24 protein-coding genes are annotated in these 26,983 nt (G+C 66.7%); 15 read left to right on the top strand and 9 right to left on the bottom strand.

All coding sequences use genetic code 11. The features are described from left to right. The first annotated feature begins 12 nt into the window (after positions 1 to 12). The 4 genes from AC1DFU_RS17990 to AC1DFU_RS17975 all read left to right on the top strand — a co-directional run bounded on the left by AC1DFU_RS17990 (position 13) and on the right by AC1DFU_RS17975 (position 4,629). The gene (locus AC1DFU_RS17990; protein WP_441590692.1) at positions 13 to 603 is read left to right on the top strand and encodes a superoxide dismutase family protein; all 591 of its coding nucleotides are present in this window, start codon (positions 13 to 15) and stop codon (positions 601 to 603) included. 109 nt (positions 604 to 712) lie between these two features. Then, a complete protein-coding gene (locus tag AC1DFU_RS17985; protein WP_092290671.1) occupies positions 713 to 1,546 on the top strand; it encodes a formate dehydrogenase accessory sulfurtransferase FdhD in 834 nt (277 codons plus the stop codon). 116 nt (positions 1,547 to 1,662) lie between these two features. Next, a complete protein-coding gene (gene dcd, locus AC1DFU_RS17980) occupies positions 1,663 to 2,229 on the top strand; it encodes a dCTP deaminase (RefSeq protein ID WP_092290905.1) in 567 nt (188 codons plus the stop codon). 135 nt (positions 2,230 to 2,364) lie between these two features. Then, a complete protein-coding gene (locus AC1DFU_RS17975) occupies positions 2,365 to 4,629 on the top strand; it encodes an arginine/lysine/ornithine decarboxylase (RefSeq protein WP_092290669.1) in 2,265 nt (754 codons plus the stop codon). A gap of 83 nt (positions 4,630 to 4,712) precedes the next feature. On the opposite strand, the gene AC1DFU_RS17970 is transcribed toward AC1DFU_RS17975, so the two are convergent. The 7 genes from AC1DFU_RS17970 to AC1DFU_RS17940 form a co-directional block, all read right to left on the bottom strand. Next, entirely contained in the window at positions 4,713 to 5,117 is a 405-nt protein-coding gene (locus AC1DFU_RS17970; protein WP_092290667.1) for a hypothetical protein, read from the bottom strand. Further along, positions 5,111 to 5,701, bottom strand: coding sequence for a peptidoglycan recognition protein family protein (locus tag AC1DFU_RS17965; protein WP_092290665.1), 591 nt, complete (start codon positions 5,699 to 5,701; stop codon positions 5,111 to 5,113). Before AC1DFU_RS17965 ends, AC1DFU_RS17970 begins: the two co-directional genes overlap by 7 nt. Positions 5,702 to 5,978: 277 nt before the next feature. Beyond that, positions 5,979 to 7,709, bottom strand: coding sequence for a TRAP transporter large permease (locus AC1DFU_RS17960; protein ID WP_092290663.1), 1,731 nt, complete (start codon positions 7,707 to 7,709; stop codon positions 5,979 to 5,981). Next, positions 7,706 to 8,248 (bottom strand): TRAP transporter small permease subunit, encoded by a 543-nt coding sequence (locus AC1DFU_RS17955; RefSeq protein WP_092290661.1) that lies wholly within the window; start codon positions 8,246 to 8,248, stop codon positions 7,706 to 7,708. The genes AC1DFU_RS17960 and AC1DFU_RS17955 overlap by 4 nt, the downstream gene beginning before the upstream one ends. A 186-nt stretch (positions 8,249 to 8,434) precedes the next feature. Next, positions 8,435 to 9,844 (bottom strand): argininosuccinate lyase, encoded by a 1,410-nt coding sequence (gene argH / locus AC1DFU_RS17950; protein ID WP_441590686.1) that lies wholly within the window; start codon positions 9,842 to 9,844, stop codon positions 8,435 to 8,437. A 119-nt stretch (positions 9,845 to 9,963) separates the two neighbouring features. After that, positions 9,964 to 10,698, bottom strand: coding sequence for an anti-sigma factor (locus AC1DFU_RS17945; protein WP_092290657.1), 735 nt, complete (start codon positions 10,696 to 10,698; stop codon positions 9,964 to 9,966). Further along, positions 10,695 to 11,318 carry a sigma-70 family RNA polymerase sigma factor gene (locus AC1DFU_RS17940; protein ID WP_369823375.1) on the bottom strand — a complete coding sequence of 208 codons (624 nt, stop codon included), beginning with the start codon at positions 11,316 to 11,318 and terminating at the stop codon, positions 10,695 to 10,697. The genes AC1DFU_RS17945 and AC1DFU_RS17940 overlap by 4 nt, the downstream gene beginning before the upstream one ends. 186 nt (positions 11,319 to 11,504) lie before the next feature. Here AC1DFU_RS17940 and AC1DFU_RS17935 point away from each other — a divergent pair, with 186 nt between their 5' ends. After that, positions 11,505 to 12,113, top strand: a complete 609-nt coding sequence (locus tag AC1DFU_RS17935) for a ferritin-like domain-containing protein (RefSeq protein WP_092290901.1) — start codon at positions 11,505 to 11,507, stop codon at positions 12,111 to 12,113. 13 nt (positions 12,114 to 12,126) lie between these two features. Here AC1DFU_RS17935 and ppc read toward each other — a convergent pair whose 3' ends face one another. Continuing rightward, entirely contained in the window at positions 12,127 to 15,153 is a 3,027-nt protein-coding gene (gene ppc, locus AC1DFU_RS17930) for a phosphoenolpyruvate carboxylase (protein ID WP_441590684.1), read from the bottom strand. Between the two features lie 133 nt (positions 15,154 to 15,286). Between ppc and hemC the strand changes: the two genes are divergently transcribed. The 3 genes from hemC to AC1DFU_RS17915 are packed head-to-tail and all read left to right on the top strand — an operon-like array spanning position 15,287 to position 19,594. Beyond that, complete coding sequence (gene hemC, locus AC1DFU_RS17925; protein ID WP_441590683.1) at positions 15,287 to 16,282, top strand: hydroxymethylbilane synthase; 996 nt, start codon at positions 15,287 to 15,289, stop codon at positions 16,280 to 16,282. A gap of 10 nt (positions 16,283 to 16,292) precedes the next feature. After that, positions 16,293 to 18,401 (top strand): fused uroporphyrinogen-III synthase HemD/membrane protein HemX, encoded by a 2,109-nt coding sequence (hemDX, locus tag AC1DFU_RS17920; RefSeq protein ID WP_441590681.1) that lies wholly within the window; start codon positions 16,293 to 16,295, stop codon positions 18,399 to 18,401. A gap of 2 nt (positions 18,402 to 18,403) precedes the next feature. Beyond that, positions 18,404 to 19,594 (top strand): heme biosynthesis protein HemY, encoded by a 1,191-nt coding sequence (locus tag AC1DFU_RS17915; RefSeq protein WP_441590679.1) that lies wholly within the window; start codon positions 18,404 to 18,406, stop codon positions 19,592 to 19,594. Between the two features lie 9 nt (positions 19,595 to 19,603). On the opposite strand, the gene AC1DFU_RS17910 is transcribed toward AC1DFU_RS17915, so the two are convergent. Beyond that, a complete protein-coding gene (locus AC1DFU_RS17910) occupies positions 19,604 to 21,184 on the bottom strand; it encodes a cryptochrome/photolyase family protein (RefSeq protein WP_441590677.1) in 1,581 nt (526 codons plus the stop codon). A gap of 63 nt (positions 21,185 to 21,247) precedes the next feature. On the opposite strand from AC1DFU_RS17910, the gene AC1DFU_RS17905 reads away from it, so the two are divergent. The 7 genes from AC1DFU_RS17905 (at position 21,248) to AC1DFU_RS17875 (ending at position 26,795) form a co-directional block, all read left to right on the top strand. Then, positions 21,248 to 21,955 carry a pseudouridine synthase gene (locus tag AC1DFU_RS17905; RefSeq protein ID WP_441590675.1) on the top strand — a complete coding sequence of 236 codons (708 nt, stop codon included), beginning with the start codon at positions 21,248 to 21,250 and terminating at the stop codon, positions 21,953 to 21,955. A gap of 92 nt (positions 21,956 to 22,047) precedes the next feature. After that, positions 22,048 to 22,620, top strand: a complete 573-nt coding sequence (locus AC1DFU_RS17900) for a YqgE/AlgH family protein (protein ID WP_092290645.1) — start codon at positions 22,048 to 22,050, stop codon at positions 22,618 to 22,620. After that, a complete protein-coding gene (gene ruvX / locus AC1DFU_RS17895; protein ID WP_092290643.1) occupies positions 22,613 to 23,050 on the top strand; it encodes a Holliday junction resolvase RuvX in 438 nt (145 codons plus the stop codon). Before AC1DFU_RS17900 ends, ruvX begins: the two co-directional genes overlap by 8 nt. Then, positions 23,047 to 23,571, top strand: coding sequence for a bifunctional pyr operon transcriptional regulator/uracil phosphoribosyltransferase PyrR (pyrR, locus tag AC1DFU_RS17890; protein ID WP_092290641.1), 525 nt, complete (start codon positions 23,047 to 23,049; stop codon positions 23,569 to 23,571). Before ruvX ends, pyrR begins: the two co-directional genes overlap by 4 nt. Positions 23,572 to 23,632: 61 nt before the next feature. Next, complete coding sequence (locus AC1DFU_RS17885) at positions 23,633 to 24,604, top strand: aspartate carbamoyltransferase catalytic subunit (RefSeq protein WP_441590672.1); 972 nt, start codon at positions 23,633 to 23,635, stop codon at positions 24,602 to 24,604. Positions 24,605 to 24,644: 40 nt separating this feature from the next. Beyond that, positions 24,645 to 25,919 carry a dihydroorotase gene (locus AC1DFU_RS17880; RefSeq protein ID WP_092290637.1) on the top strand — a complete coding sequence of 425 codons (1,275 nt, stop codon included), beginning with the start codon at positions 24,645 to 24,647 and terminating at the stop codon, positions 25,917 to 25,919. A 45-nt stretch (positions 25,920 to 25,964) separates the two neighbouring features. Next, entirely contained in the window at positions 25,965 to 26,795 is an 831-nt protein-coding gene (locus tag AC1DFU_RS17875) for a lysophospholipid acyltransferase family protein (protein WP_092290635.1), read from the top strand. The last annotated feature ends 188 nt before the right edge of the window (positions 26,796 to 26,983 follow it).

The raw sequence follows: 26,983 nt of genomic DNA, 5'->3' as shown, positions 1-26,983 counted from the left end.
GGAGGGTTTGGCATGAAACGTGTACTTTGCGGTTTGGCAGTGGGCACCGCCGTGGCAGTGATGGCGGGTTGCGGAACCTCGGGCACCAGCAGCGATGCGGCCAGCGCCAGCGCGGCCCCGGCTGCCGCGCCGGCGGCGGCACGGGTCGCCGTGGGCGCCAAGGCGGCGGCACCGTTGCAGTCCAAGAGCGGCACCAATACCGCGGGCCGCGTCACCTTCGACCAGCAGGCGGCCGGCGTGATGGTGGTGGTGGCGGTCACGGGCCTGCCTCCGGGCACCTCGCATGGCTTCCATGTCCACGAGAAGGGCGATTGCTCGGCCCCTGACGCGATGAGCGCCGGCGGCCATTTCAACCCTGCCGGCAAACCGCACGGCCAGATGACCATGCCCGAGCACCATGCCGGCGACATGAACAACCTGACCGCCGACGCCAGCGGCAACGCGCGCGTACAGTTCCTGATGCCGGACGTCACCGTCGGCCCGGGCCCGAACAGCGTGATCGGCAAGGCCGTGATCGTTCACAAGGACCCGGACGACTATCGCACCCAGCCGACCGGCAACGCTGGCGGCCGGATCGCGTGTGGCGTGGTCGCCGCATCCTGAGTATCGATAGTTTTTGGCTATAAACGGTAGTTCCGCAGTAACAAAACGCCCCTGAAACCGGCCCGATGGCGCCCCCGCCACGGGCCGGCACCTTCCCGCCCCCGCCCCCATGCCCCTGCGCCCCGAGTTGACCCATGCCGCCGTCCCGCTGATCGAGGAGGTGGAGGTCGTTGACGAACAGGGCCGCGTGCGCCCGGCCTGGCTGCCGGGCGAGCGGCCGCTGACGGTCTACCTCGACAAGCGCGAGCTGGTGACCCTGATGACGCTGGGCGGCGCGCCCGAGCACCTGGTGCTGGGCTACCTGCGCAACCAGCGGCTGGTGGACGACATCGAGGACATCGCCGCGATCCAGGTGGACTGGGAGACCGAATCGGCTGCCGTGACCACCCGCACCGGCGTGGACCGCATCGAGGAACGCACCGCGCGCCGCGTGGTGACCACGGGATGCGGGCAGGGCACGGTGTTCGGCTCGCTGCTGGACGAGGTCGACAACATCCGCCTGCCCGGGGATGCCACGCTGACCCAGGAAACCCTCTACGCAATCATCGACACCATCCGCCTGCAGCAGTCGGTCTACAAGCAGGCCGGCTCGGTGCACGGCTGCGCGCTGTTCCGGGGCAGCGAGCTGCTGATGTTCGTGGAGGATGTGGGCCGGCACAACGCCGTGGACGCCATCGCCGGCCGGATGTGGCTGGAAGACATGACCGGCGAGGACAAGGTTTTCTACACCACGGGCCGGCTGACCTCCGAGATGGTGATCAAGGGCGCTCAGATGGGCATTCCGTTCCTGCTGTCGCGCTCCGGGGTGACCCAGATGGGCTACCAGATGGCCCAGCGGGTCAACCTGAGCCTGTTCGCGCGCTGCACCGGCAAGCATTTCCTGTTGTATACCGGGCGGGAGCGGTTCCGCCACAGCCAGCCCGAGGCGGCCGCGCCGGCCTGAAGGCGCGTCGGGGGGCCGCCGGAGGCGGTTCGCAGGCGGATTGGTTGTACAATGCGCCCCATTCCAGCGGCACCGGCTCGGCCGGGCGCCGCCCATCGTCCATTCCGCCAGCCAATATGAGCATCAAATCCGACAAGTGGATCCGCCGCATGGCGGAACAGCACGCCATGATCGAGCCGTTCGCGCCCGGCCAGGTACGGGAGGAGGACGGCCGCAAGATCGTCTCCTACGGCACTTCGAGCTACGGCTACGATATCCGCTGCGCGGACGAGTTCAAGATCTTCACCAATATCAACAGCACCATCGTCGACCCGAAGAACTTCGACGAGAAGTCCTTCGTGGACTTCAAGGGCGATGTCTGCATCATCCCGCCGAACTCGTTCGCGCTGGCCCGCACGATGGAGTACTTCCGCATTCCGCGCAGCGTGCTGACCATCTGCCTGGGCAAGAGCACGTACGCGCGCTGCGGCATCATCGTCAACGTGACCCCGTTCGAGCCGGAGTGGGAAGGTTACGTGACGCTGGAGTTCTCGAACACCACCCCGCTGCCCGCCAAGATCTACGCCGGCGAGGGCTGCGCCCAGGTGTTGTTCTTCGAGAGCGACGAAATCTGCGAGACCTCGTACGCCGACCGCGGCGGCAAGTATCAGGGCCAGCACGGTGTCACACTGCCGAAGACCTGACCGCATTACAATGCCGGCGTCCGGACCGACGGCCGCCCAATTCTGACGAAAGAGCCACATGACGCCGCCCGGGGGAGCCTTCCGGCGGCCATGTGGCTCAAGTCTTTCCAAAGCCTTCTCATCAAGGATCGACCGATGAAATTCCGCTTCCCCGTCATCATCATCGACGAAGACTTCCGCTCCGAGAACATTTCCGGCTCGGGCATCCGCGCGCTGGCAGAGGCCATCGAGCGCGAAGGCATGGAAGTGATGGGCTTGACCAGCTACGGCGACCTGACCTCGTTCGCCCAGCAGTCCAGCCGGGCATCGTCGTTCATTGTCTCGATCGACGACGACGAGTTCGTGCGCGCCGATGACCAGCCCGAAGCCGCCGCCATCGAGAAGCTGCGCGCCTTCGTGAACGAAGTGCGCCGCCGCAATTCGGACCTGCCGATCTTCCTGTATGGCGAGACGCGCACCTCGCGCCATATTCCCAACGACATCCTGCGCGAGCTGCACGGCTTCATCCACATGTTCGAGGACACGCCCGAGTTCGTGGCGCGTCACATCATCCGCGAAGCCCGCGTCTACCTTGACACCCTGGCGCCGCCGTTCTTCAAGGCCCTGATCGCCTACGCGCAGGACAGCTCGTACTCGTGGCACTGCCCGGGCCACTCTGGCGGCGTGGCGTTCCTGAAGAGCCCGGTGGGGCAGGTATTCCACCAGTTCTTCGGCGAGAACATGCTGCGCGCCGACGTCTGCAACGCCGTGGACGAGCTGGGCCAGCTGCTGGACCACACCGGCCCGGTGGCGGCATCCGAGCGCAACGCCGCGCGGATCTTCAACTCGGACCACATGTACTTCGTGACCAACGGCACGTCGACCTCGAACAAGATGGTCTGGCACGCCAACGTGGCCCCGGGGGACATCGTGGTGGTGGACCGCAACTGCCACAAGTCGATCCTGCACGCGATCATGATGACCGGCGCGATTCCGGTGTTCCTGATGCCGACGCGCAACCACTACGGCATCATCGGCCCGATCCCGAAGAGCGAATTCGACCCGGAGACGATCCGCCGCAAGATCGCCAACCATCCGTTCGCCAGCAAGGCCAAGAACCAGAAGCCGCGCATCCTGACGATCACCCAGGGCACCTACGACGGCGTGCTGTACAACGCCGAGCAGATCAAGGAGATGCTGGCGAGCGAGATCGACACGCTGCACTTCGACGAAGCCTGGCTGCCGCACGCCGCCTTCCACGACTTCTACCGCAACATGCACGCCATCGGCCGTGACCGGCCGCGCAGCAAGGACGCGCTGGTGTTCGCCACGCAGTCCACGCACAAGCTGCTGGCCGGGCTGTCGCAGGCGTCCCAGATCCTGGTGCAGGACTCGGAGACCCGCAAGCTGGACCGCTACCGGTTCAACGAGGCCTACCTGATGCATACCTCGACGAGCCCGCAGTACTCGATCATCGCCTCGTGCGATGTGGCGGCGGCGATGATGGAAGCCCCGGGCGGCACCGCGCTGGTCGAGGAAAGCATCCAGGAAGCGATGGACTTCCGCCGCGCCATGCGCAAGGTGGAGGGCGACTACGAGGCCGGCAACAACGGCGACTGGTGGTTCAAGGTCTGGGGCCCGGACGCGCTGATCGAAGACGGCATCGGCGACCGCGAGGCCTGGATACTGCAGGCCAACGAGCGCTGGCACGGCTTTGGCGACCTGGCCGACGGCTTCAACCTGCTCGACCCGATCAAGGCCACGCTGATCACCCCGGGCCTCGACGTGGACGGCGAGTTCAGCGAGCGCGGCATCCCGGCGGCCATCGTCACCAAGTACCTGGCCGAGCACGGCATCATCATCGAGAAGACGGGCCTGTACTCGTTCTTCATCATGTTCACCATCGGCATCACCAAGGGCCGCTGGAACTCGCTCGTCACCGAATTGCAACAATTCAAGGACGATTACGACCAGAACCAGCCGCTCTGGCGCGTGCTGCCGGAGTTCGTCGGCAAGTACCCGCAGTACGAGCGCATGGGCCTGCGCGACCTTTGCGATGCGATCCACAGCGTCTACAAGGCCAACGACGTGGCGCGCGTGACGACGGAGATGTACCTGTCGGACATGGAACCGGCCATGAAGCCGTCGGACGCCTGGGCGATGATGGCCCACCGCGAGATCGAGCGCGTGCCCGTGGACGAACTGGAAGGCCGCGTCACCGCCATCCTGCTGACGCCGTACCCACCGGGCATTCCGCTGCTGATCCCGGGCGAGCGCTTCAACCGGACCATCGTCCAGTACCTGAAGTTCGCACGCGAGTTCAACAAGCTGTTCCCGGGATTTGAAACCGACATCCACGGTCTGGTGGAAGATGAGGTGGACGGACAGAAGGCTTATTTTGTGGACTGCGTGAAGCAGTAGGGATGTCCGTTTCGGATTCCTCTCGGAGGTTCCGCCATGACGGATCGACAAAAAACCGGCGCCTTGGCGCCGGTTTTTCTTGTTTAGACCGACTCGTCGTAGCCGGACCCAAAGGGATCTTGCCAACCATTATTCTTGAAATACAAGATCACCTCGCCTGAATGACTCCATTCGAGGTAGGCCGCCCCACCGGAACTCAGCCGCCATTTCCCGCGATTTCCATCTGCGTACTCGATGGTTCCCGACGCCCAACAAGGGGACCAGAACTTTTTGGAGTAGTAGATGGCATCTACTGGATAGGCACGCGAGAAATAGCGTTTTACCAGTTTCACGGAAGGCCGGAATTTCTTGCATTCTTGCGCCATCTCCTCGAGCCTGCTGAGTCCTACGGCATCTATCGTCACCGCCTTTACAGCACGGGCATGTGCGACCGGCGACATGACAAGCCACAACATCGCGCACAGCGCGAGCAACAGGTTTCTCACCATTTTGCGGAGCTCGCTTCGGACTCGGTTTTCCGAGAGAGTTGAGGGTGTCTGTAGACATCGCCCATGGCCACTTTCAGGGTGGCTGAAAGTTCTGCTACGAGCCATCGAACAGCGTCATTCTGTGACGGGGTCACGGACTCGTACACTTCGTTTTTCTCAATGTATGCCCCTACCAGTTCAATGCCAACCGAATCCGTGTTGCCGGGATATCGTTCGGGGAAGGGTTTCCTGTGCTCATGCCGCGATAGTGGCGTAGGTCGCCATTTCAATGGGTAGGCGGCATTGAACTCTGCCGGCGAGCATTTCCTGGTTTCCAGGCAACGCGACTTGATATTGCCGACGTGGTTCGTTCTTTTTCTCAGCGATGCGGTCTGATAGATAGTCCCATCCCTATCAATCAGGAAGTGTGCGCCATTGGCGCCATTGACCTGATATGAACTGAAGGTGCTGGAGGCCGTGGGAGCTGCCGTCTGATGCACCACAATTCCATTCACCTTGTGCATCGGACCGCGTTCGATCCGAGGATAAATCCGTACAACGATACGATCTGAGTCAACGTGTCCTTCCTTCGATATGAACAGCATGGTCTCTCCTAAATCAGGCCGCCTTACCGGTATTGCTGTCGTACCGTGTCTGCGGCAGAAACACGATCTCGTCGGTTGTCTTGCCATCGCAGGTCGGTAGCCATGGAAGTCATGGCCCTGACGTGGCAAGGTACCAATGCGTTCAATACCGTAATGACTCGCTGCCGTCTTTAGCACTACGTCCAAAAATCTGGAGGCACTCGGCCCTTGGCGCAAACGACGGACGAAAAAAAGCCCCGCATCGCGCGGGGCTCTTGTGCAGTCCGATTCGGCCGTATTACTTCTTCTTCTCGAACTCGAACTGCGGTGCGGCTGGTTCGGCGGGCTCGGCGGCCGGCAATTCCAGCGTGCCCGGGCTCGATGCGCCGCCCGGTGGCGCCGCCGGCTTGGCATCCTCTCCGCCAAGCGGGATGCTTACCTCCGCCGAGTTGCTGTGCTTGAGCGAGCCCTTGTCCAGCAGGCCCGTCACCATGCCCGGCCAGAACATCACCAGCAGCACCATCACCATCTGCAGGCCGACCCAGGGCAGGGCGCCCCAGTAGATGTCCGAGCTTTTCACTTCCTTCGGGGCGATGCCGCGCAGGTAGAACAGCGCGAAGCCGAACGGCGGATGCATGAACGAGGTCTGCATGTTCACGCACAGCATCACGCCGAACCACACCAGGGCCGCCGTGGCGGCCGCTTCGGGGTTGCCGCCCATCGATTCGAGCACCACCGGCGTCAGCACCTTCACCGCCACGGGTGCCAGCATCGGCACCACGATGAAGGCGATCTCGAAGAAGTCGAGGAAGAACGCCAGGAAGAAGATGAACAGGTTCACCACGATCAGGAAGCCGATCCAGCCGCCCGGCAGCGAGGTGAACAGGTGCTCCACCCAGGCGCCGCCGTCCACGCCCTGGAACACCACCGAGAAGCAGGTCGAGCCGATCAGGATGAACACCACCATCGCGGTCAGGCGTGCCGTGGACTGGTAGGCATCGACGATCAGCAGCCGCAGGTCGGTCAACTGCCCCGCGCGGACCAGCAGCCACAGCAGGACCAGATAGGCCAGCGCCAGCGGTATCCGGAACGCGTGGGAGCCGAACGCGTAGAAGCCGACCCCAGCCGCGACCAGCGTGGCGGCGAGGCCCACGCGGTAGATCGTGCGGTCGATCCGGTTGAAGCCCTTGTCACGGATCACGGCCAGCACCAACGCACCCACCGCGCCCATGGCGCCCGACTCGGTCGGTGTGGCAATGCCCAGCATGATCGTGCCCAGCACCAGGAAGATCAGCACCGCGCACGGGATGATGCCGCGCAGGCACTTGCGCCACAGGGCCCAGCCGGTCAGCGTGCGCGCCTCCGGGGGCACCGGCGGCAGCCAGTCCGGCTTGATGCGGGTGATCACGAAGGTGTAGAGCGCGAACAGCGCGATCTGGACCACCGAGGGGCCCCAGGCGCCCAGGTACATGCTGCCGACGTCGGCGCTGCCCATCGGGGTCTTGAGCTGGTCGGCCAGCACCACGAGCACCAGCGACGGCGGCACCAACTGCGTGATGGTGCCCGAGGCCGCCAGCACGCCCGTGGCGTACTTCATGTTGTAGCGGTAGCGCATCATCACCGGCAGCGAGATCATGGCCATGGCGATGACCTGCGCCGCCACCGTGCCGGTGATCGCCCCCAGGATGAAGCCGACGATGATCACCGAGTAGCCCAGCCCGCCGCGCACGGGGCCGAAGAGCTGGCCCATGGAGTCGAGCATGTCCTCCGCCAGCCCGCACTTCTCGAGGATCGCCCCCATGAAGGTGAAGAACGGAATGGCCAGCAGCAACTCGTTGGCCAGCACGCTGCCGAACACCCGGCTCGGCACCGCCTGCAGGAACTGGACGGGGAAGTAGCCCCACTCGATGGCCAGGAAGCCGAACGCCAGACCCACGGCGGACAGCGAGAATGCGACCGGGAACCCGATCAGCATGAATACCACCAGGCCGCCGAACATCAGCGGCGGCATATATTCCAACGGGATCATTGCACCGGCCTCTCGTATTTCGATTCGATGCGCACCAGCCCCTTCAGGGCCGCGAAGCGCTTGATCAGCTCGGAAATGCCCTGCAGCGTGAGCAGGGCAAAGCCGATGGGCACCACCAGCTTGATCGGGTACCGCGGCAGCCCGCCGGAGTTGCCCGATTGCTCGAGGATGCGCCACGAGGGCAGGAACAGCGATTCCCACGAGAGCCACGTGAACAGGATCGTGGAGGGCAGCAGGAACACGACGATGCCGAAGATGTCGATCCAGTGCTGCGCGCGCTCGGACACGTTGCCGTAGATCAGGTCCACGCGCACGTGCTCATTGCGCTGGAACGTGTACGACGTGCCGAACATCACGGCGATGGCGAACATATACCACTGCAGTTCGAGTGGCCAGTTGTCACTGAGGTTGAAGCCATAGCGCAGCAGGGCGTTCCCCGCGCTGACCAGGCACGACAGCAGGATCATGATGTTTGCAACTCTGCCTGTGTGCTGGTTCAACCTGTCGATCTGTCGTGACAGACCAAGCAAGTAATACATGGGTTGTCTCCCCCGGTTTTTGCGGCGATTAGTGTATCTGTAACAAATTCTATCGGCGCTAGGGGGATGTACCTACCGGCGTCGCGTGCACATCACGGGCGCCAAAGAAAAACCGCCGGGGCTTGCGCCACGGCGGTTTCGGGGCTCTCCGAACCTTACGGAAAGCTTACTGCTTCACGTGCGTTTTCAGAGCGCGGCGCGGGCGGCCTGGATGGCGGCGCGCACCTGGGCGGGCGCGGTGCCGCCGATGTGATCGCGGGCGGCCACGGAGCCTTCCAGCGTCAGGACGGCGTGCACGTCGTCACCGATCAGGCTCGACTTGTCGCCCAGGCCGGAGACCTCGCGCAGCTCGGCCACGGTGAGGTCGGCCAGGTCGCAGCGGCGGTCGTCGCAGGCGCGCACGGCGTGGGCCACGGCCTCGTGGGCGTCACGGAACGGCAGGCCGCGCTTGACCAGATAGTCGGCCAGGTCGGTGGCCGTGGCGTAGCCCTGCAGCGCGGCGGCGCGCATGGCCTCCGGCTTCACGGTGATGCCCGGCACCATGTCGGCAAAGATGCGCAGCGTGTCCACCACGGTGTCCACCGTGTCGAACAGCGGTTCCTTGTCTTCCTGGTTGTCCTTGTTGTACGCGAGCGGCTGGCCCTTCATCAGCGTCAGCAGGCCGATCAGGTGGCCGTTCACGCGGCCGGTCTTGCCGCGGGCGAGTTCGGGCACGTCCGGGTTCTTCTTCTGCGGCATGATCGAGCTGCCCGTGCAGAAGCGGTCGGCGATGTCGATGAAGCCGACGCGCGGGCTCATCCACAGCACCAGTTCTTCGGAAAAACGCGAGACGTGCGTCATCACCAGCGCGGCGGCGGCACAGAATTCGATCGCGAAGTCGCGGTCGGAGACGGCGTCGAGCGAATTGCGGCAAACGCCGTCGAAACCAAGCTGGGACGCCACGAACTCACGATCGATCGGGTAGCTCGTGCCGGCCAGCGCGGCGGCGCCCAGCGGCAGCCGGTTGACGCGTTTTCGGCAATCGGCCATGCGCTCGGCGTCGCGCGTGAACATTTCCACATAGGCCAGCAGATGGTGGCCGAAGGTGACCGGCTGGGCCACCTGGAGGTGGGTGAAGCCGGGCAGGATGGTGTCGGCGTTCTGCTCGGCCAGGTCCAGCAGCGCGGCGCGCAGGGCGCCCAGCAGGCCGATGATGTTGTCGATCTCGCTGCGCAGCCACAGGCGGATGTCGGTGGCCACCTGGTCATTGCGCGAGCGGCCCGTGTGCAGGCGCTTGCCGGCGTCGCCGACCAGCGCGGTCAGGCGGGCCTCGATATTCAGGTGGACGTCCTCGAGGTCGAGCTTCCACTCGAACGCGCCGGACTCGATCTCGCCACGGATCTGCGTCATGCCACGCTCGATCTCGGCGCGGTCCGCCTCGGCGATGATGCCTTGCGTGGCCAGCATGGCCGCATGGGCCAGCGACCCGGCGATGTCGAACAGCGCCAGGCGCTTGTCGAAGAAGACCGATGCGGTGTAGCGCTTCACCAGGTCGGACATCGGTTCGGAGAAGCGGGCGGACCAGGCTTCGCCTTTCTTGGCAAGTTGGGAGGTCATGGGCGAGGGGACAGTTGTTGCGCGCACCGCGAACGGCGGCGGGCGCTGGCGAAATTCGGGAAACCGCGATTATATCGCCCCCGGGGACGGATTCCGCGCCCGTTGGACGTTACCTCGCCTCAAGCCGGCTGGGCGACCACCCGGCCCTGGAACACCACCGGCCCAGACGGCCCGTCCGGGCTGGGCGAGCCGCCCGGCGGCTCGATGCTGATGGCGAGCGCCGGCACGCTGTGCGGCGCGCGCTTCACTTCCAGCCGCACCTCGTGGCGCCGGCCGATCACCCCCAGCGACTGCGGCTTGCCGCCTTCCGGCAGGGCCCAGAGCTGGAGCACCTGCTGGTCGGCCAGCTTCAGGTGATCCAGGCGGCGCACGGTGACCGTGCTGGCGGGGGCATCCCAGAGCACAACCACGGCGGGCCGAGCCTGATCATCGTTCAGGATCGCCACGGCGGACATCGTCGGCGCCTGCTCGCGCTGGTTCACCAGCCATTGCGACACCCCCACGGCCATCAGCGCCAGCAAGGCCAGCGCCGCCGAGGCCATGCGCAGCAGCACCGGGGCGTCCTGGAAGGCCTGCCACCAGTGGCGCGGGGGCGGCGGTTTCACCTTGAGCGGGGCGGCCTGCCAGCCCAGCCGTTGTTCGATGCCGCACCAGACCTTGTCGACTGGCTGGGCCGCCGGTTGCAACTCCGCCAGCCCGGTCAGGCGTGCCTGCCAGCGTTCGATGGCGGCGCGCACGGCGGTCTCCTCGTGCGCCAGCCGCTCCAGCCGGCGCCGCGCGCCGCCGCGCAGCACCCCCAGTGCATATTGGGCGGCCAGACGGTCGAGCAGGTCAGGATGGCCGGTGAGCCTCATGCCAGCCCCTCCAGACAGGTGCGCAGCCGCTCCAGCCCCCGCCGGATCCACGACTTGATGGTGCCGAGCGGCACCTGTAGCTGGGCCGCCAGTTCGGTGTGGCTCAGGTCGCGCAGATAGGCGAGGGCGATGGCCTGCCGCTGCGACGGTTCCAGCCGTTGCAGGCAGCGGGCCAGTGCCGCCGCGCGTTCGCTCGCCAGCGCGGCGTCGGCGGGGCCGGCGCGGTCGTCGGGCAACCAGGCTTCCAGGTCGTCATCGGGCTGTGCCGGCTGGCCACCCCGCGCGGCGGCCTGCCGGCGCAGGCAGTCCAGCGCCCGGTTGCGCACGATGGCGGCCATCCAGGTCATGGGGGCCGCCACGTGGGGGCGATAGTCGCCGGCGTGATGCCAGATGCTGACAAAACTCTCCTGCACGACGTCCTCCGCCCAATCCCGCCTATTAGTAATACGCAGCGCCAGGCCAAACAGTTTCGTCACGGTGAGGTCGTAGAGCGCGCGCAGCGCCGGGCGGTCGCCCAGGGCGATGTCCTGCAGCAGGCCCGCCAGCCGCGCGGCAGGGTCCGGCTGCGCCGCCGCTTCGGGAGGAGCAGGGTTTGCGTGGGCATCCGCGGAGGAGGGCAGGGAAGCAGGCACGGGGGCGGGGCTAGGGGCTCCGCCTGAGTATAGGAAGAATGGGCTGGAAAGGCTGGAAAGGACGGAAAGCCGATGGACCGCATCGGCTGCATCCGTCTGGCGCGCTGCCGCGTATATGCGGACAGGTGCGCCAACCCGTGGCGCGCCTCCCCCCAAAAGGAACAGGAGACCGTCATGGCCACTCTGGAAGAACGTCCCGCCGCCGCATCGCGCATCGTCACCCTGCCGGATGCCCGCCGGCGCGGCCTGCTGAAGGCCCCCGGGCTGTTTGCGCTCGGCTCGCTCGCGGTGTTTTCGCTGGGCGAATCGATGCCGGCCTGGGCGCAGACCCAGTCGGGCAGCACCCGCGATGACATCAACATCCTCAATGTCGCGCTCGGGCTGGAATACCAGGCCATCGCGGCGTATCAGGTGGGCGCGGAAAGCGGCTTGCTGCAGAAGCCGGTGCTGGACACCGCCGTGAAGTTCCAGGGCCATCACAAGGCCCACGCGCAGGTGCTGGCGGGTACCGTCAGCAAGCTGGGCGGCACGCCGGTGACGGCGAAGAAGCCCGGGGACTACAACTTTCCCGCCGAACAACTCAAGACGCAGGCCGACGTGCTGCGCTTCGCGGCCGGGCTGGAGAAGGGCGCCACGGCGGCCTACCTCGGCGTACTGCCGAATTTCCACAACCGGGAACTGACCCGGGCCGCCGGCAGCATCCTCGGGGATGAGGCGATGCACTGGGCCGTGCTGCTGTCGGCGCTCGGCGAAGACCCCGTGCCCGGGGCCTTCGTCGGCTAGATGCCGGTGTCGATCAGCCGCTGTTGCGCAGCCCGGCCGCCACGCCGTTGATGGTCAGGTGGATGCCGCGCCGCACGCGCACGTCGTCGCCGTCCTTGCCTGCCCGGTAGCGCTTGAGCAGTTCGACCTGCAAGTGGTTCAGCGGGTCCAGGTAGGCAAAGCGGTTCTTGATCGAGCGTGCCAGCAGCGGGTTGTCGGCCAGCCGCTCCTGGCGGCCGGTGATCAACGCGAGCATGTCGCTGGTCAGGTGCCACTCGGCGCTGATGCGCGCGAACACGCTCTTGCGCAGCGCGGCGTCCTCGCACAGTTGGGCGTAGCGCGACGCCACCGCAAGGTCGGTCTTGGCCAGCACCATGTCCATGTTCGAGAGCAGCGTCGAGAAGAACGGCCAGCTCTTGACCATGCGGCGCAGCGTGGCCACCGTGGCCTTGCGCGATTTCTCGTCCGGCGCCTCATCGACCAGCGCCTTGACCGCGCTGCCGAAGCCGAACCAGCCCGGCAGCAGCAGCCGGCACTGGCCCCAGGAGAAGCCCCAGGGAATCGCGCGGAGATCCTCGATCTTGCGGTTCTTCTTGTCCATCAGCTTGCGCGACGCCGGCCGCGAACCCAGGTTCAGGTCGGCGATCTCGGTGATCGGCGTGGTGGCGAAGAAGTAGTCCTTGAAGCCCGGGGTCTCGTAGACCAGGTCGCGATAGGCGGTGAAGGCGCGGTCGGACAGCTGCTGCATCACGCCCTCGAACGACTCCAGGTCCTTCGGCGCATTCTGCGTGGGCAGCAGCGAGGCCTCGAGCGTGGCCGCCACCACGGTTTCCAGGTTGCGCCGGCCGATTTCGGCATTGGCGAACTTGCTGTTGATGATCTCGCCCTGCTCGGTCAGCCGGATCTGGCCGTTCACGGTGCCGGGTGGCTGCGACAGGATGGCCTGATAGGTCGGGCCGCCCCCGCGCCCCACGGTGCCGCCCCGGCCATGGAACAGCCGCAGCTTCACGCGGCGCGCCTCGAACAGCTTCACCAGCGCCAGCTCGGCCTTGTACAGCTCCCAGTTCGACGTCAGGAAACCGCCGTCCTTGTTCGAATCCGAATAGCCGAGCATCACCTCCTGCTCCACGCCGTGATGGGCGATGACCGAGTCGAAGCCGGGCAGGTCCAGCAGCGACTGCATGATGCCGGCCGCGTTGCGCAAGTCCTCGATGGTTTCGAACAGCGGGATGACCATCAGCTCCATGCGCGCCGGATCGGTCTTGCTGCCGAGCGTGCCGCGCAGCATGCCGGACTCCTTCTGGAGCAGCATGACCTCGATCAGATCCGACAGCGTTTCGGTATGCGAAATGATGTAGTTGCGGGCCACGCGCTTGCCGTAGCGGGCGCGCAGGTCACGCGCCATGGCGAAGATCGCCAGCTCGCTGCGCGTCTGCTCGGAATATTCGTGCCACGGCATGGTCAGCAGCCGCGGCTGGCGCAGTTCGGCCAGCAGCAGTTCGCGCTTGCGGGCCTCGGGCAGCGCGGCGTAGTCGCGCTCCACGCCGGCGGCGGCGAACAGTTCGGCGATCACGGCCTCGTGGACGTCGGACACCTGGCGCATATCCACCGAGGCCAGGTGGAAGCCGAAGATGGCGATGGCGCGCTGGAGCGCGTCGATGCGCGCCTGGGCCAGCGCCACGCCATGGTGGGTGCGCAGGGAATCCATCACGACCTGCACATCGGCGGCGAAGGCCTCGGCATTGTCGTACGGGGCGACGTCCGCCACCGGGTGGCGCTGGGCCTCGTGGCCGGTCAGCTTCTGCGAGGTGGCGGCCAGCCGCGCGTACATGCCGATCAGCGCGCGGCGGTACGGTTCGTCGGAACGGTGGTCGGAATGGTCCGGCGAAGCATCGGCCAGCGCGATCAGCTCGGGGCTGACATCCACCATCAGCGACGACATCGACAACTCCGCGCCCAGCGCGTGCAGTTCGTCGAGATACCACGCCATGATCAGTTGCGATTGCTCGCGCGCGGCGTGTTGGAGTGTCTCGGCGGTCACATTCGGATTGCCGTCGCGGTCGCCGCCAATCCACGACCCCATCTGCAGGAACGGGGCGAGCGGTGCCGGCGCGGTGCCGGCCTTGCCCTTCTTGCTGGTCGGGAAGACGGCGGCGATGTCTTCCTCCATCTCGGCCATCAGGCGCGGAATGCCGTGCAAGAAGGTGGTGCGGTAATAGGAGAGGGCGTTCTCGATCTCGTCCACCACCATCAGCCGGTTGTTGCGCAGCATGCGGGTCTGCCACAGCGTGGTCACGCGGGCGCGCAGTTGCGCCGTGTTGTGGTCGCGCTCGCGGGCGGTCATCGGCAGGTCGCGTTCGGCCAGCAGGCGGGCGATTTCGCGCTCGGCGTCGAGAATGCTCTTGCGCTGCACCTCGGTCGGGTGGGCGGTCAGCACCGGCACGATCAGCGCTTCGTCGAGGAACTTGCGCAGCTGCTTGCCGGTAACGCCGGCGGCGTCGATGGCTTCCAGCGCGCGGGCCAGGCTGCCCGGCTGCGGCGGCGAGCCGGCCAGTGCGTGCACGCGGCGACGGCGGTTGTGGTGCTGGTCCTCGGCGATATTGGCCAGGTGCGAGAAATAGCTGAAGGCGCGCACCACCTGATTGGTCTGGTCGCGCGACAGCCGCTTGAGCAGGCGGTCCAGCTCGGCACCGGCGGCGCGGTCGTTCTCGCGGCGGAAACGCACGGCGGTCTGGCGAATCGTCTCAACCAGATCGAACGCCGCCTCGCCTTCCTGCTCGCGCACGCAGTCGCCCAGCAGGCGGCCCAGGAAGCGGATGTCCTCGCGCAGCGGCAGGTCCTTGTCGGCTGTACGGCGCGCGGGGGAGGTCGCGGCGATGGCTGCATCGGCGACCGTCGCGCCATTGGTGGCCACCACGGCCAGCTTGGCACGGGCGGCGCGCGGCTTCGCGGGGGCGGAGGAAGTGCCTTCCGCTTCACGTGGCGCAGCGGTGGTCTTGGCGGACTTGCGGGCAGGGGTGGTACGGGTGCGGCCCGATGGGCGCGCGACGGGCTGGGTCATGCAGTCATCTCCTCTGTCTTTTATAAGGTGCCGGTCGCCTTGAAGGCGCCCTGGTCATGTCCGATACGCGGCGAAGCGATTTCGGGCGCATTCCGGGGCCTGAGGCCGCCGGGGTGCGTGCTAACATGCGCGCATGCAAGCACCTGCGTCTCCGTCTTCTTCGTCCGCTGCCGTATCCCGCAGCATGCCGCACAAGCTCGTGATCGCCTCGCGCGAAAGCCGGCTGGCGATGTGGCAGGCTGAACATGTACGTGCTGCGTTGCAACAATACTATCCCTCGTGCGATGTGTCCATTCTCGGCATGACGACAAGGGGTGATCAAATTCTCGACAAGTCCTTGTCCAAGGTGGGCGGCAAAGGGCTCTTCGTGAAAGAGCTGGAGGTGGCGATGGCCGAGGGCCGCGCCGACCTGGCCGTGCATTCGCTCAAGGATGTGCCGATGGAACTGCCCGCCGGCTTCACGCTCACCGCCGTGATGGAACGCGAAGACCCGCGCGATGCGCTGGTCTCGTCGCACTTCGCGTCGCTGGACGAGATGCCGCCCGGCACCGTGGTCGGCACGTCTAGCCTGCGCCGCGAAGCCGCGCTACGCACCCGCTATCCCCATCTGGTCATCAAGCCGCTGCGCGGCAACCTCGACACCCGTCTGCGCAAGCTGGACGCCGGTGAATTCGGCGCGATCATCCTGGCTGCGGCCGGGTTGAAGCGGCTGGGCCTGGGCGAGCGCATCCGCGCGCTGATCGAGCCAGAGGCCTCGCTGCCGGCGGCCGGGCAGGGCGCACTGGGTATCGAGATCCGTTCCGATCGACCCGAACTCGCCGCATGGCTGGCGCCGCTGAACCATACGCCGACGCTGCTGGCGGTGTCGGCCGAGCGCGCCGTGTCGCGCCGGCTGGGCGGTAGCTGCCAGGTGCCGCTGGGCGCCCATGCCCGCTGGCGTGGCGATGCCCTGCAACTCGACGCCTTCGTGGCCCTGCCAGACGGCAGCCGCGACATACGTGCGCATGCGGCCCGGGCGGTGGACACGCTGGAGGCGGCCGAGCAGCTCGGCGCATCGGTGGCCGGCGACCTGCTGGCGCGCGGTGCCGATGACGTGCTGGCGGCGCTTGCCGCGGCGGGTCCGACCTGAGGCGCGCGCGATGCCCCGCCCGACCGTCGTAGTTACGCGACCTGCCGGGCAGTCCCGGCAACTGACCGAGGCGCTCCAGTCCGCTGGACTGGACGTGCTCGGCTTCCCATTGCTCGCCATTGGCCCGCCCGCCGACGACGCCGCGCTGCGCGCAGCGCTGGCCCGGCTCGCCGACTATGCGCTGGTGGTCTTCGTCAGCCCCAATGCGGTCTCGTTCGCGCTCGATGCGCTGGCGAACGTGCAGAACGCGCCGGCGCTGCCGCAATGGCCGGCCCAGGTGCCGGTGGCGGTGGTCGGGCCGTCGAGCGTGGCGGCGCTGGCCGAACGCGGCATTGCCGCGCCTGCCTATCGCGTGGTGGCCCCGGCCGGGGCGCATGGCAACGCGGAAATCCACAATGAACCGGCGCGCTTCGATTCCGAGGCGCTCTGGTCCGAACTCGACACCTCGCCCGGCGCGTTCTCGAACCAGCGCGTGCTGATCGTACGGGGGAACGGCGGGCGCGACTGGCTCGGCGATCGCCTGCGCGATGCCGGCGCCACCGTCGACGCCGTGGAGGCATACAGCCGCACGCTGCCGGAGCCCACGTCCATGCAATGGCAGGCCGTGCGCGATAACCTGAAGCCGGGCGCGCCGCCCTGCGCGTGGCTGCTGACCAGTTCCGAAGCCGTGCGCAACCTCGACGCGCTGGCCCGGTTGCACCTGTCGCCGCAGGAACACGAGCGTCTGAAGCAGATGCAGTGCATTGCGCCGCATGCGAGAATTGCCGCGCAGGCGAACGCGCTGGGCTTCGCCCATGTGCTGCCCGCCGCGCCCGGCGACGCCGGCCTGCTGGCCGCCTGCACGCAGTGGGCCGATGCCCACGCGGGGCCGGCGGAGGCGCTGGTCCGCCCAGATTCATCCGACACCCCGGTGGTGGCCGTCGCTCCGACGCCAACCCCGCGCGCGCCGGTTCCAGATTCCCCGTCAACGAAGGTTGATCGCGTGACGCCAGACACTACGTCCTCCTCTTCTTCAGCCTCCGCAGCCGCTGCGGCATCGGCCCCGCCGCCGCATGTCGCGCCGCCTGCGGCTCCTGCCGCCAGTGCCCCCACCGCTGCGTTCGCACCGCGCCGCATGAACCCGTGGTGGATCGTCGCCGCCGTCATCGTGCTGGCCACCGCGGCCGGCTTCTGGTGGCTGCAACTGCGCGTGGAACATCTGACGCAGGAACTGGCGCGGCGCCAGCAGAACAACGACGCTCTGGTCCAGGAGACCCGGGTGCTGTCCCGCAACGCGCAGGAGACGGTCAAGGAACTCCAGGCCAAGGTCGGCGCGCTGGACGGCCAGGTGGTCGAGACCCGCGACAAGCAGGTGGCGCTCGAGCAGGTCTACCAGGACCTGATGCGCAACCGTGACGACTGGGAAATTGCCGAGATCCAGCAGTTGCTGACCAACGCCGGCCAGCAACTCCAGCTCAGCGGCAACGTGCAGGTGGCGCTGGCCGCGCTGCAAAGCGCCGACGCGCGGCTCGCGCGGGCCGACAAGCCGCAGTACAACCAGCTGCGCCGGGCCTTGGCGCGCGACATCGCCCGCATGAAAGCCGTGCCGGATACGGACCTGACCGGCGCCGCGATCAAGCTCGATGAGTCGATCAACCAGATCGACGTGCTGCCGCTGCTGTCTGGCGAACGCATGCTCGACCGCACGCCCGGCGAGAACGGCAAGCCCGCCAGCGCGGCGCAAGCATCACAAAATACCCAGCCGACGCCCGAATCCGGCAACGCCTTCGTGCGGCTCTGGCACTACGTGCTGGCCGAAATGGGGCAGGTGATCCGCATCCGCAAGGTGGACGACGCCAACGCGCTGCTGCTCTCCGGCGACCAGGGCTGGTTCCTGCGCGAGAACGTGAAGCTGCGCCTGCTCAACGCGCGGCTGGCGCTGCTGTCGCGCAACGAGCCGGTGTTCCGCAATGACCTCGCCGCCGCCCAGGCGCTGATTTCACGATATTTCGATACCCGCTCGCGCCGCGTGCAGGGCGTGCTGACCCTGCTCAAGCAGGCGCAGGCCAGCGCGGTCTCGGTCTCGCTGCCGACCATGGCCGAGAGCCTTGGCGCGCTGCGTGCCCTGAAGAAGGAGTAGCCATGCGACTTCTGTTCTGGGTAGCGGTCCTGTTCGCCGGCGCCGTCGGGCTGGCGCTGTTCACGCAGTTCAACCACAGCAACGTGGTGCTGTTCTACCCGCCGTACCGGGTGGAAATGTCCCTGAATCTCACGCTGGCGCTGCTATTGCTGCTGTTCTTCGGAGTGTGGACGATCCTGACCACGTTCCGGCACCTCTCCGAGATGCCGCGCCGCGCTGCCGCTTACCGCGAACGCAGCCGCATGAGCAAGGCGCAGGCCGCGCTACGCGAGTCGATCGAAAACCTGTTTGCCGGACGTTTCGCACGGGCCGAGCGCGCCGCGCGCGATGCCCAGGCGTGGCCGGAACAGGCGCAGACCGCAGCCCTGGTGGGCGCGCGGGCCGCGCACCGGATGCAGGAATCGGAACGCCGCGACGCCTGGATGGCGCAGGTCACGGACCCCGAGCGCGCTCAGGCGCGGTTGGTTTCCATGGCCGAACTGCTAGTCGATGCCCGTGACGCCGAGGGCGCGCTGGAAACCATCGCCCAGTTGCAGTCGCAGGGCGGGCGGCAGATCCACGTGCAACGGATTGCGCTGCGTGCGCACCAGCATCTGAAGAACTGGACCGAGGTATTGCGGCTGGCGCGCTCGCTGGAGAAGCGCAACGCGCTGCACCCGGTGCTGGCGCTGCGGCTCAAGCAGCTGGCGGTGGAGGCGATGCTCGACGAGCGTCGCCATGACGCGGAAGGGCTGTACCACTTCTGGCGCTCGCTGTCGCCCGATGAGCGGCACGCGGTGCGCATTGCCGAGCCGGCGGCGCGCTACTTCTCGGCGCTGGGCCGCCAGAACGAGGCGCGGCGCATTGTCGAGGAAGCGCTCCGGGTCAACTGGGACAGCCGCCTCGTGCAGCGCTATGCCGAATGCGCCGAGCCGGGCAAGGCGCTGCCCCAGATCCAGCAGGCCGAGAAATGGCTGGCCGAACATCCGGCCGATGCGGATTTGTACTACACGCTGGGCGTGCTGTGCCTGGGCGAGCAGCTCTGGGGCAAGGCCCAGTCGAACTTCGAGCGCGCGCTGAAGTACGCCGACCCGGAATCGCAACGCCGCCTGCGCGTGCGTACCCATCTGGCACTGGCCCGGCTGTTCGAGGAAACTGAGCGTCCCGAGGACGCCCAACGGCATTATCGGGAAAGTGCGATGCTGGCGGCCTGAGCCGATGGCTCAGCTTTCCTCTTCCGCCAGCTTCGCCCGGGCGGCTGCCTTCGCCTTCGGCGTCTTCACCACCGCGTAGCGCGCCAGCGTCTCCTGCCGGGCTACGTCGTGCTGCACGATCGGCCTCGGATAATTCTCACCCAGTCGCACCCCGGCCTCGGCCAGCACGGCCTCCGGCGCCGTCCACGGCGCGTGGAGGTATTTGTCTGGCAGCCGGGCCAGTTCCGGCAGGTACTTGCGGATGAACTGACCGTTCGGGTCGAACTTTTCCGATTGCGTGACCGGGTTGAAGATGCGGAAGTAGGGCTGCGCATCGCAGCCTGTGGACGCCGCCCATTGCCAGCCGCCGTTGTTGGCCGCGAAGTCGAAATCGTTGAGCTGATCGGCGAAATACTGCTCGCCGCGCCGCCAGTCCACGCCCAGATCCTTGACCAGGAAGCTCGCCGTCACCATCCGCAGCCGGTTGTGCATATAGCCGCTCTGGCGGATCTGGCGCATCGCCGCATCCACCAGCGGATAGCCGGTGGACGCCTCGCACCATGCCTGGAAATAGCGCTCGCCGGTCTGCGGGGCGACCCAGCGCAGGCCGTCGTACTCGGGGTGGAACGACTTGCTTTCGGCCACGCGCGGGTGGTGATGCAGGATCATGAAGTAGAAGTCGCGCCAGATCAGTTCCGAGAGCCATACCGCCGCCCCGGCGCTGGCGGCGCCGCCGCGCAGCACGGTCTCGTGGGCGGCGCGGGCGAGGGTGCGGATCGAGATCGTACCGAAGCGCAGGTGCGCGGACAGGTAGCTCGGCCCGCGCAGTGCCGGGAAGTCGCGGCGGTGGCCGTAGTCGCCGATCCGGTCCAGGAATTCGTCGAACAGCGCGTGGGCGCCGTCCGAGCCGGTGGGCATGGCGATCTCGGGCAGGTTGCTCGGCGCGAAGCCCAGGTCGGCCAGCGTGGGCAGGTCCCGGCGATAGGGGGCCGGTACCGGCGCCAGTGCGTGGCGGTACTTATCCACAGGATAGGGGCGCAGGTCGAATGACTGCACCGTGCGCAGCCACGCGTTCTTGTAGGGCGTGAACACGGCGAACGGGGCGCCCTGGCCGTTCAGGACCTCGTCGGCCTCGAAGATGACCTGGTCCTTGAAGGTGAACAGCACGCGGGAATCGGCGGCCAGCGCATCGCGCACGGCGGCATCGCGGGCGTTGGCGGCCGGTTCGTAGTCGTGGTTGGCGAAGACCGCCTTGGCCTCGAGGGCGGCTGCGAGTTGCGGGATCGCCTCGCGGGCCTTGGCATCGCGCACGATCAGGCCGCCGCCCCACTGGCTCAGGGCCGCGTGCAGCGGGGCCAGTGAGCGCAGGATGAAGTCGACACGACGGTCGGCCTGGAGCCCCCGTTCCAGCAGGGGATCGAGGATCTCGCGGTCGAAGACGAACACGCACCATACCTGCCGGCAGTGCTTAAGGGCATAATGCAGCGCCGCGTGGTCGTCGGCGCGCAGGTCGCGCCGGAACCAGACCAGGCCGCGTTCGAACCGTTGTTCGATACGATACGGCGCGCGGCCGGCGGCATCCATCGAATGGGGCTGGGACGATCTTGGCATCGTCGTACCCTAACATATGGATACCCCGGCATCACATCCGCATTTCAGAGCATTCCCATGGCCATGACACTCGATCGAATTCTGCAATCCCAAGGCTTCGGCACGCGCCGTTATTGTGGCGACCTCGTGGCCGCCGGGCTCGTCGAGGTCAACGGCGAGCTATGCGAAGACCCCGGCGCACGCTTCGAGGTGGATGGCCTGCAACTGACCGTGGATGGCGAGGCGTGGCTGGCCTGCACCAAGGCCTACCTGATGCTCCACAAGCCCGCCGGCTATGAGTGTTCGCAGCGGCCGCGACACCACGAGAGCGTCTACAACCTGCTGCCGGTGCCGCTGCGTCAGCGCGAAGTGCAGGCCGTGGGCCGGCTCGACCACGACACCACGGGCCTGCTGTTGCTGACGGACGACGGCCAGTTCATCCACGCCCAGACCTCGCCCAAGCGCAAGGTGCCGAAGTTCTACGAGGTAACCACGGCCGAGCCCGTGACCGAGGCGCAGGCCGAGGCACTGCGCACCGGCGTGAAACTCGACGACGAACCGGCCCCGATCGCCGCCGAAGGCTGCGAGATCACCGGCGAACACAGCCTGCGGCTGACGCTGATCCAGGGCAAGTATCACCAGGTGAAACGCATGGTGGCAGCCGCCGGCAACCATGTGAGCGGGCTGCATCGGAGTGCCATCGGCCGCCTGCAGCTCGACCCGGCCCTGGCGCCGGGCGAATGGCGCTGGCTCACGGCGGACGACCTGGCCGCGCTGAAGCCGGCCGACTGACGGGCCGCATCGACGAACCCTCCGGTGACGGATGCTGCGCAGGCCGGCAGAAAGTTTCGGGCCGACCGGCAGCGATTTGATAAAATGCAGCCATGGCGACGCCCGAAGCTCCAATCAATCTCACGAATCAGTTCCTGATTGCCATGCCCGGCATGGCCGACCCGACTTTTTCGGGTTCCGTGGTCTACCTTTGCGAGCACAACGAACGCGGCGCGCTCGGCCTGGTCATCAACCGGCCGATCGACATCGACATGGCCACGCTGTTCGACAAGATCGATCTCAAGCTCGAAATCCAGCCTGTGGCCCATCAGCCTGTCTACTTCGGCGGCCCGGTGCAGACCGAGCGCGGCTTCGTGCTGCACGATCCGGTCGGTGTCTATGTGTCGTCGCTGGCGGTGCCGGGCGGGCTCGAGATGACCACCTCCAAGGACGTGCTCGAAGCCGTGGCCAACGGGAGCGGGCCGCACCGGTTCCTGCTCACGCTGGGCTATGCCGGCTGGGGCGCCGGGCAGTTGGAGGAAGAACTGAGCCGCAACGGCTGGCTGACCGTCCAGGCCGATCCCGAGATTATTTTCAGCGTGCCGCCCGAAGAGCGGTTCGCCGCCGCAGTGCGCCTGCTGGGCATAGATTTCACGATGCTCTCGGGCGAGGCGGGGCATGCCTGATCAGGCGGGGCGCGCGACGCCCCCGGACGGCACCGTCCTCGCCTTCGACTATGGCGAGAAAAAAATCGGCGTGGCGCTCGGTAATTTCATCACCCGGCAGGCCCGCGCGCTGACCATTCTTCCCAATGTGACCGTGGAAGGCCGCTTCGAGGCCGTGAGCGCGCTGGTGCGCGACTGGACGCCGGTGCAGTTCGTGGTGGGCATGCCGGTCAACCCCGAAGCCGGCCCCGACGATGCCGAACAAGCCTCCATGCGACTTGCGCGCCGCTTTGGCAACCAGTTGAACGGCCGCTTCGACCTGCCAGTGGCCTTCGTGGACGAGCGCTACAGCTCCCGCGCCGCCGCCATGGCTGGGGCGAAGCGCGGCGCGCTGGACGCCGAGGCCGCCCGCATCATCCTGCAACAGTATTTCGACGAGCTTCCGCTATGACCCAGACCTCCACTCCCGACGCCGAGGCGCTCTACCACGCGCTGCGCGACCAGGCCCAGGCGCTGATGCCGGCGGCCGAGCGCGCCAACTGGTCCGTGGCCGGCATCTACTCCGGCGGCGCCTGGATTGCCGAGCGCCTGGCAGCGGACCTGAAGCTCGACAGCCATGGCGTGATCAACGTGGCCTTCCACCGCGACGACTACGCCAAGAAGGGCCTGCACAGCCAGGCCGAGCCGACCACGCTGCCGTTCGACGTGCAGGACCGCAACATCCTGCTGATTGACGACGTGCTGGCCACCGGCCGCACGATTCGCGCCGCCGTGAACGAATTGTTCGACTACGGCCGCCCGGGGCGTGTGGCGCTGGTGGTGCTGGCCGACCGCGGCGGGCGCAACCTGCCGATTGCCGCCGACTTTGCCGCGGCCACCATCGAACTGCCCCAAGACAAGACCCTGGTGCTGTCCCGCCAGGGCGAGGGTGCCGCCACGCGCTTCGCCTTCGCCACCGAAGCCCGTGCCTGACCGGCCCCGACCCGCACCTCCGCAAGCCACCCAGACCGACCCTGCCCGCGCCTGACCTGCCATGACCAAGATGTTCCGCAACCCGCAGCTGACCAAGAATGGCGAGCTGAAGCACCTGTTGTCGATCGAGGGGCTGTCGCGTGACATGATCACGCACATCCTCGACACCGCCAGCCAGTTCGTCTCGCTCTCCGACTCGGACCGCGACGTGAAGAAGGTGCCGCTGCTGCGCGGCAAGAGCGTGTTCAACCTGTTCTTCGAGAACTCCACGCGGACGCGCACCACGTTCGAGATTGCCGCCAAGCGGCTCTCCGCCGACGTGCTGAACCTGAACATCAACGCGTCTTCCACCAGCAAGGGCGAATCGCTTCTGGACACGATCAACAACCTCTCGGCGATGTCCGCCGACATGTTCGTCGTGCGCCACGCCAGTTCGGGCGCGCCGTACCTGATCGCCGAGCACGTGGCGCCGCACGTCCACGTGATCAACGCCGGCGACGGCCGCCACGCACACCCGACGCAGGGTTTGCTGGATATGTACACGATTCGTCACTTCAAGAGGGATTTCACCAACCTGACGGTGGCGATCATCGGCGACATCCTGCATTCGCGGGTGGCGCGTTCGGACATCCACGCGCTGACCACGCTCGGCGTGCCGGAAGTGCGCGCGATCGGGCCGCGCACGTTGCTGCCGTCCGGGCTGGAGCAGATGGGCGTTCGCGTCTTCCACAATATGGAAGAGGGCCTGAAGGGCGTGGACGTGGTGATCATGCTGCGCCTGCAGAACGAGCGGATGAGCGGCGCGCTGCTGCCGTCCGCGCAGGAATACTTCAAGGCGTACGGGCTGACGCCGGAGCGGCTGGCGCTGGCCAAGCCCGATGCCATCGTCATGCACCCGGGGCCGATGAACCGCGGCGTGGAGATCGACTCCGCCGTGGCCGATGGCTCGCAATCGGTGATCCTGAACCAGGTGACGTTCGGCATCGCCGTGCGCATGGCGGTGATGGGCATCGTCGCCGGCAACAATGATTGAGTCAGGCTCCCCCGAACAACCGAACGCCAAGCGACAGAACATGAAGATTCACATCCAGGGTGGCCGCCTGATCGACCCGGCCGCGAACCTCGACGCCGAGCAAGACCTGTTTATCGCCGCCGGCAAGGTCGTCGGCGTGGGCCGCGCCCCCGCCGACTTCAACGCCAACAAGACCATCGACGCCCGCGGGCTGATCGTCTGCCCGGGGCTGGTGGACCTCTCCGCGCGGCTGCGTGAACCGGGCTACGAGTACAAGGCGACGCTGGAATCCGAAGTGGCCGCCGCCACCGCCGGCGGCGTGACCAGCCTGGTCTGCCCGCCCGACACCGATCCGGTGCTGGACGAGCCGGGCCTCGTAGAAATGCTGAAGTTCCGCGCCCGCACGCTCAACCAGACCCACGTCTACCCGCTGGGCGCGCTGACGCTGGGCCTCAAGGGCGAGATCCTGACCGAGATGGGCCAGTTGACCGAGGCCGGCTGCGTTGGCTTCAGCCAGGCCGAGATGCCGATCCGCAATACCCAGGTGCTGCTGCGCGCGATGCAGTACGCGCAGACCTTCGGCTACACGGTGTGGCTGCGTCCCGAGGACCCGTTCCTCGGCGGCGGGGTGGCGGCGAGTGGCGCGGTGGCGTCGCGGCTGGGCCTCTCGGGCGTGTCGGTGATCGCCGAGACCGTGCGCCTGCATACGATCTTCGAACTGATGCGCACCACGGGCGCGCGCGTGCACCTGTGCCGGCTGTCGTCGGCTGCCGGCCTGGAACTGGTGCGGCAGGCGCGCAAGGAAGGGCTGAGGGTGTCGTGCGACGTGAACATGCACCATGTGGCGCTGACGGACGTGGACATCGGCTTCTTCAATAGCCAGATGCGCTTCTCGCCGCCGCTGCGCAGTGCGCGGGACCGGGATGCCATCATCGCCGCGCTGGCCGATGGCACCATCGACGCGCTGTGCTCGGACCATACCCCAGTGGACGATGACGAGAAGCTGCTGCCGTTCGACGAGGCCTCACCCGGCGCCACCGGCCTGGAACTGCTGCTGCCGCTGACGCTGCGCTGGGCCAACGAGCACAAGGTGCCGCTGGTGAAGGCGCTGGCGCGTATCACCAGTGAGCCGGCCCGCGTGATCGGCCTTGGTGCCGGCACGCTGGCCACCGGCAGCGCGGCAGACGTCTGCGTGTTCGACCCGAAACAGGTGTGGAAGGTGGAGCGTAGCGCGCTGAAGAGCCAGGGCAAGAATTCGCCATGGCTCGGCTACGAGATGGAAGGGCGCGTGCGCATGACGCTGGTTGGTGGCCAGATCGTGCACGAAGCGCGCTGATCAGCACGGATCTTAGTCGATCAATATCATCCGAGAGCCCTTACGATGATCTGGTTACGCAAGACGCGCCTCATCCTGCTGATGCTGCGCGGCATGCTGATCTGCGCCACGGTGTTCCCGTGGGCGAGTGTGGCGATGCGCGAGCGGCTGATCCGCAACTGGTCGCGCAAGCTGCTGAAGCTGTGTGGCGTGGAAGTGGAGGTGCAGGGTTTGGCGCCCGGCCAGCCCGCGCCCCGTGGCGCGATGATGGTTGCGAATCACATCTCCTGGCTCGACATCTATGTGATCCATAGCTGGCATCCGGCGCGTTTCGTGGCGAAGTCCGAGATCCGTAGCTGGCCACTCGTCGGCTGGCTATGCGAGAAGACCGGCACGATCTTCATCGAGCGTGGACGCAAACGCGACGCGCACCGGGTACTCCATCACATCACCGAGGTGATGCGCGACGGTGACCTCGTGTGCGTGTTCCCGGAGGGGACGACGACAGATGGAACGGAGGTGCTGCCGTTCCATGCCAATCTGATGCAGGCCCCAGTGGCGGGCGGGCTGCCGGTGCAGCCGGTGGGATTGCGGTATCTGGACGCAGCCACCGGCGAGCCGACGGCAGCGCCGGCGTATATCGGCGATTTGTCGTTGCTGGACTCGCTCGACATGATATTGCGGTCGCCGCCGATCAAGGCGCGGCTGACGCTTGGGCCGCAGCTGATGGCGCAGTCGGCCAGCCGGCGGGAGTTGGCGGAGTCGGCGCGGGAAGTGGTTGTTCACTTGAGCATGGGAAACCCCAGCGCGGCAGCAGATTTTGCGCTTCAAATGCGCCCGACTGCGGCTGGTGTTCTCGCTGAAGAATCGAGCGCGAGCCCCGCAGTAATGAAATAGGCTCCATTCGTACTTTATCGACCCACAAATCCAAGGCATTCTCCCTTCTATCGTGCGGGCTTTATTCGCATGCACTCGTCTCCTTCCTTTGCTTAAGTCGCCTTGACTTTCAAGAAGCCCGCCTTCAGTGCAGCTACTCCAAGTTGAACTAGATCAACTCTGATCGACATGCCGTAGGGTAGATTCTG

It is taken from the genome of Cupriavidus sp. 10L45 (assembly GCF_056395225.1).
This window is presented reverse-complemented; position numbering and strand designations above follow the sequence as displayed.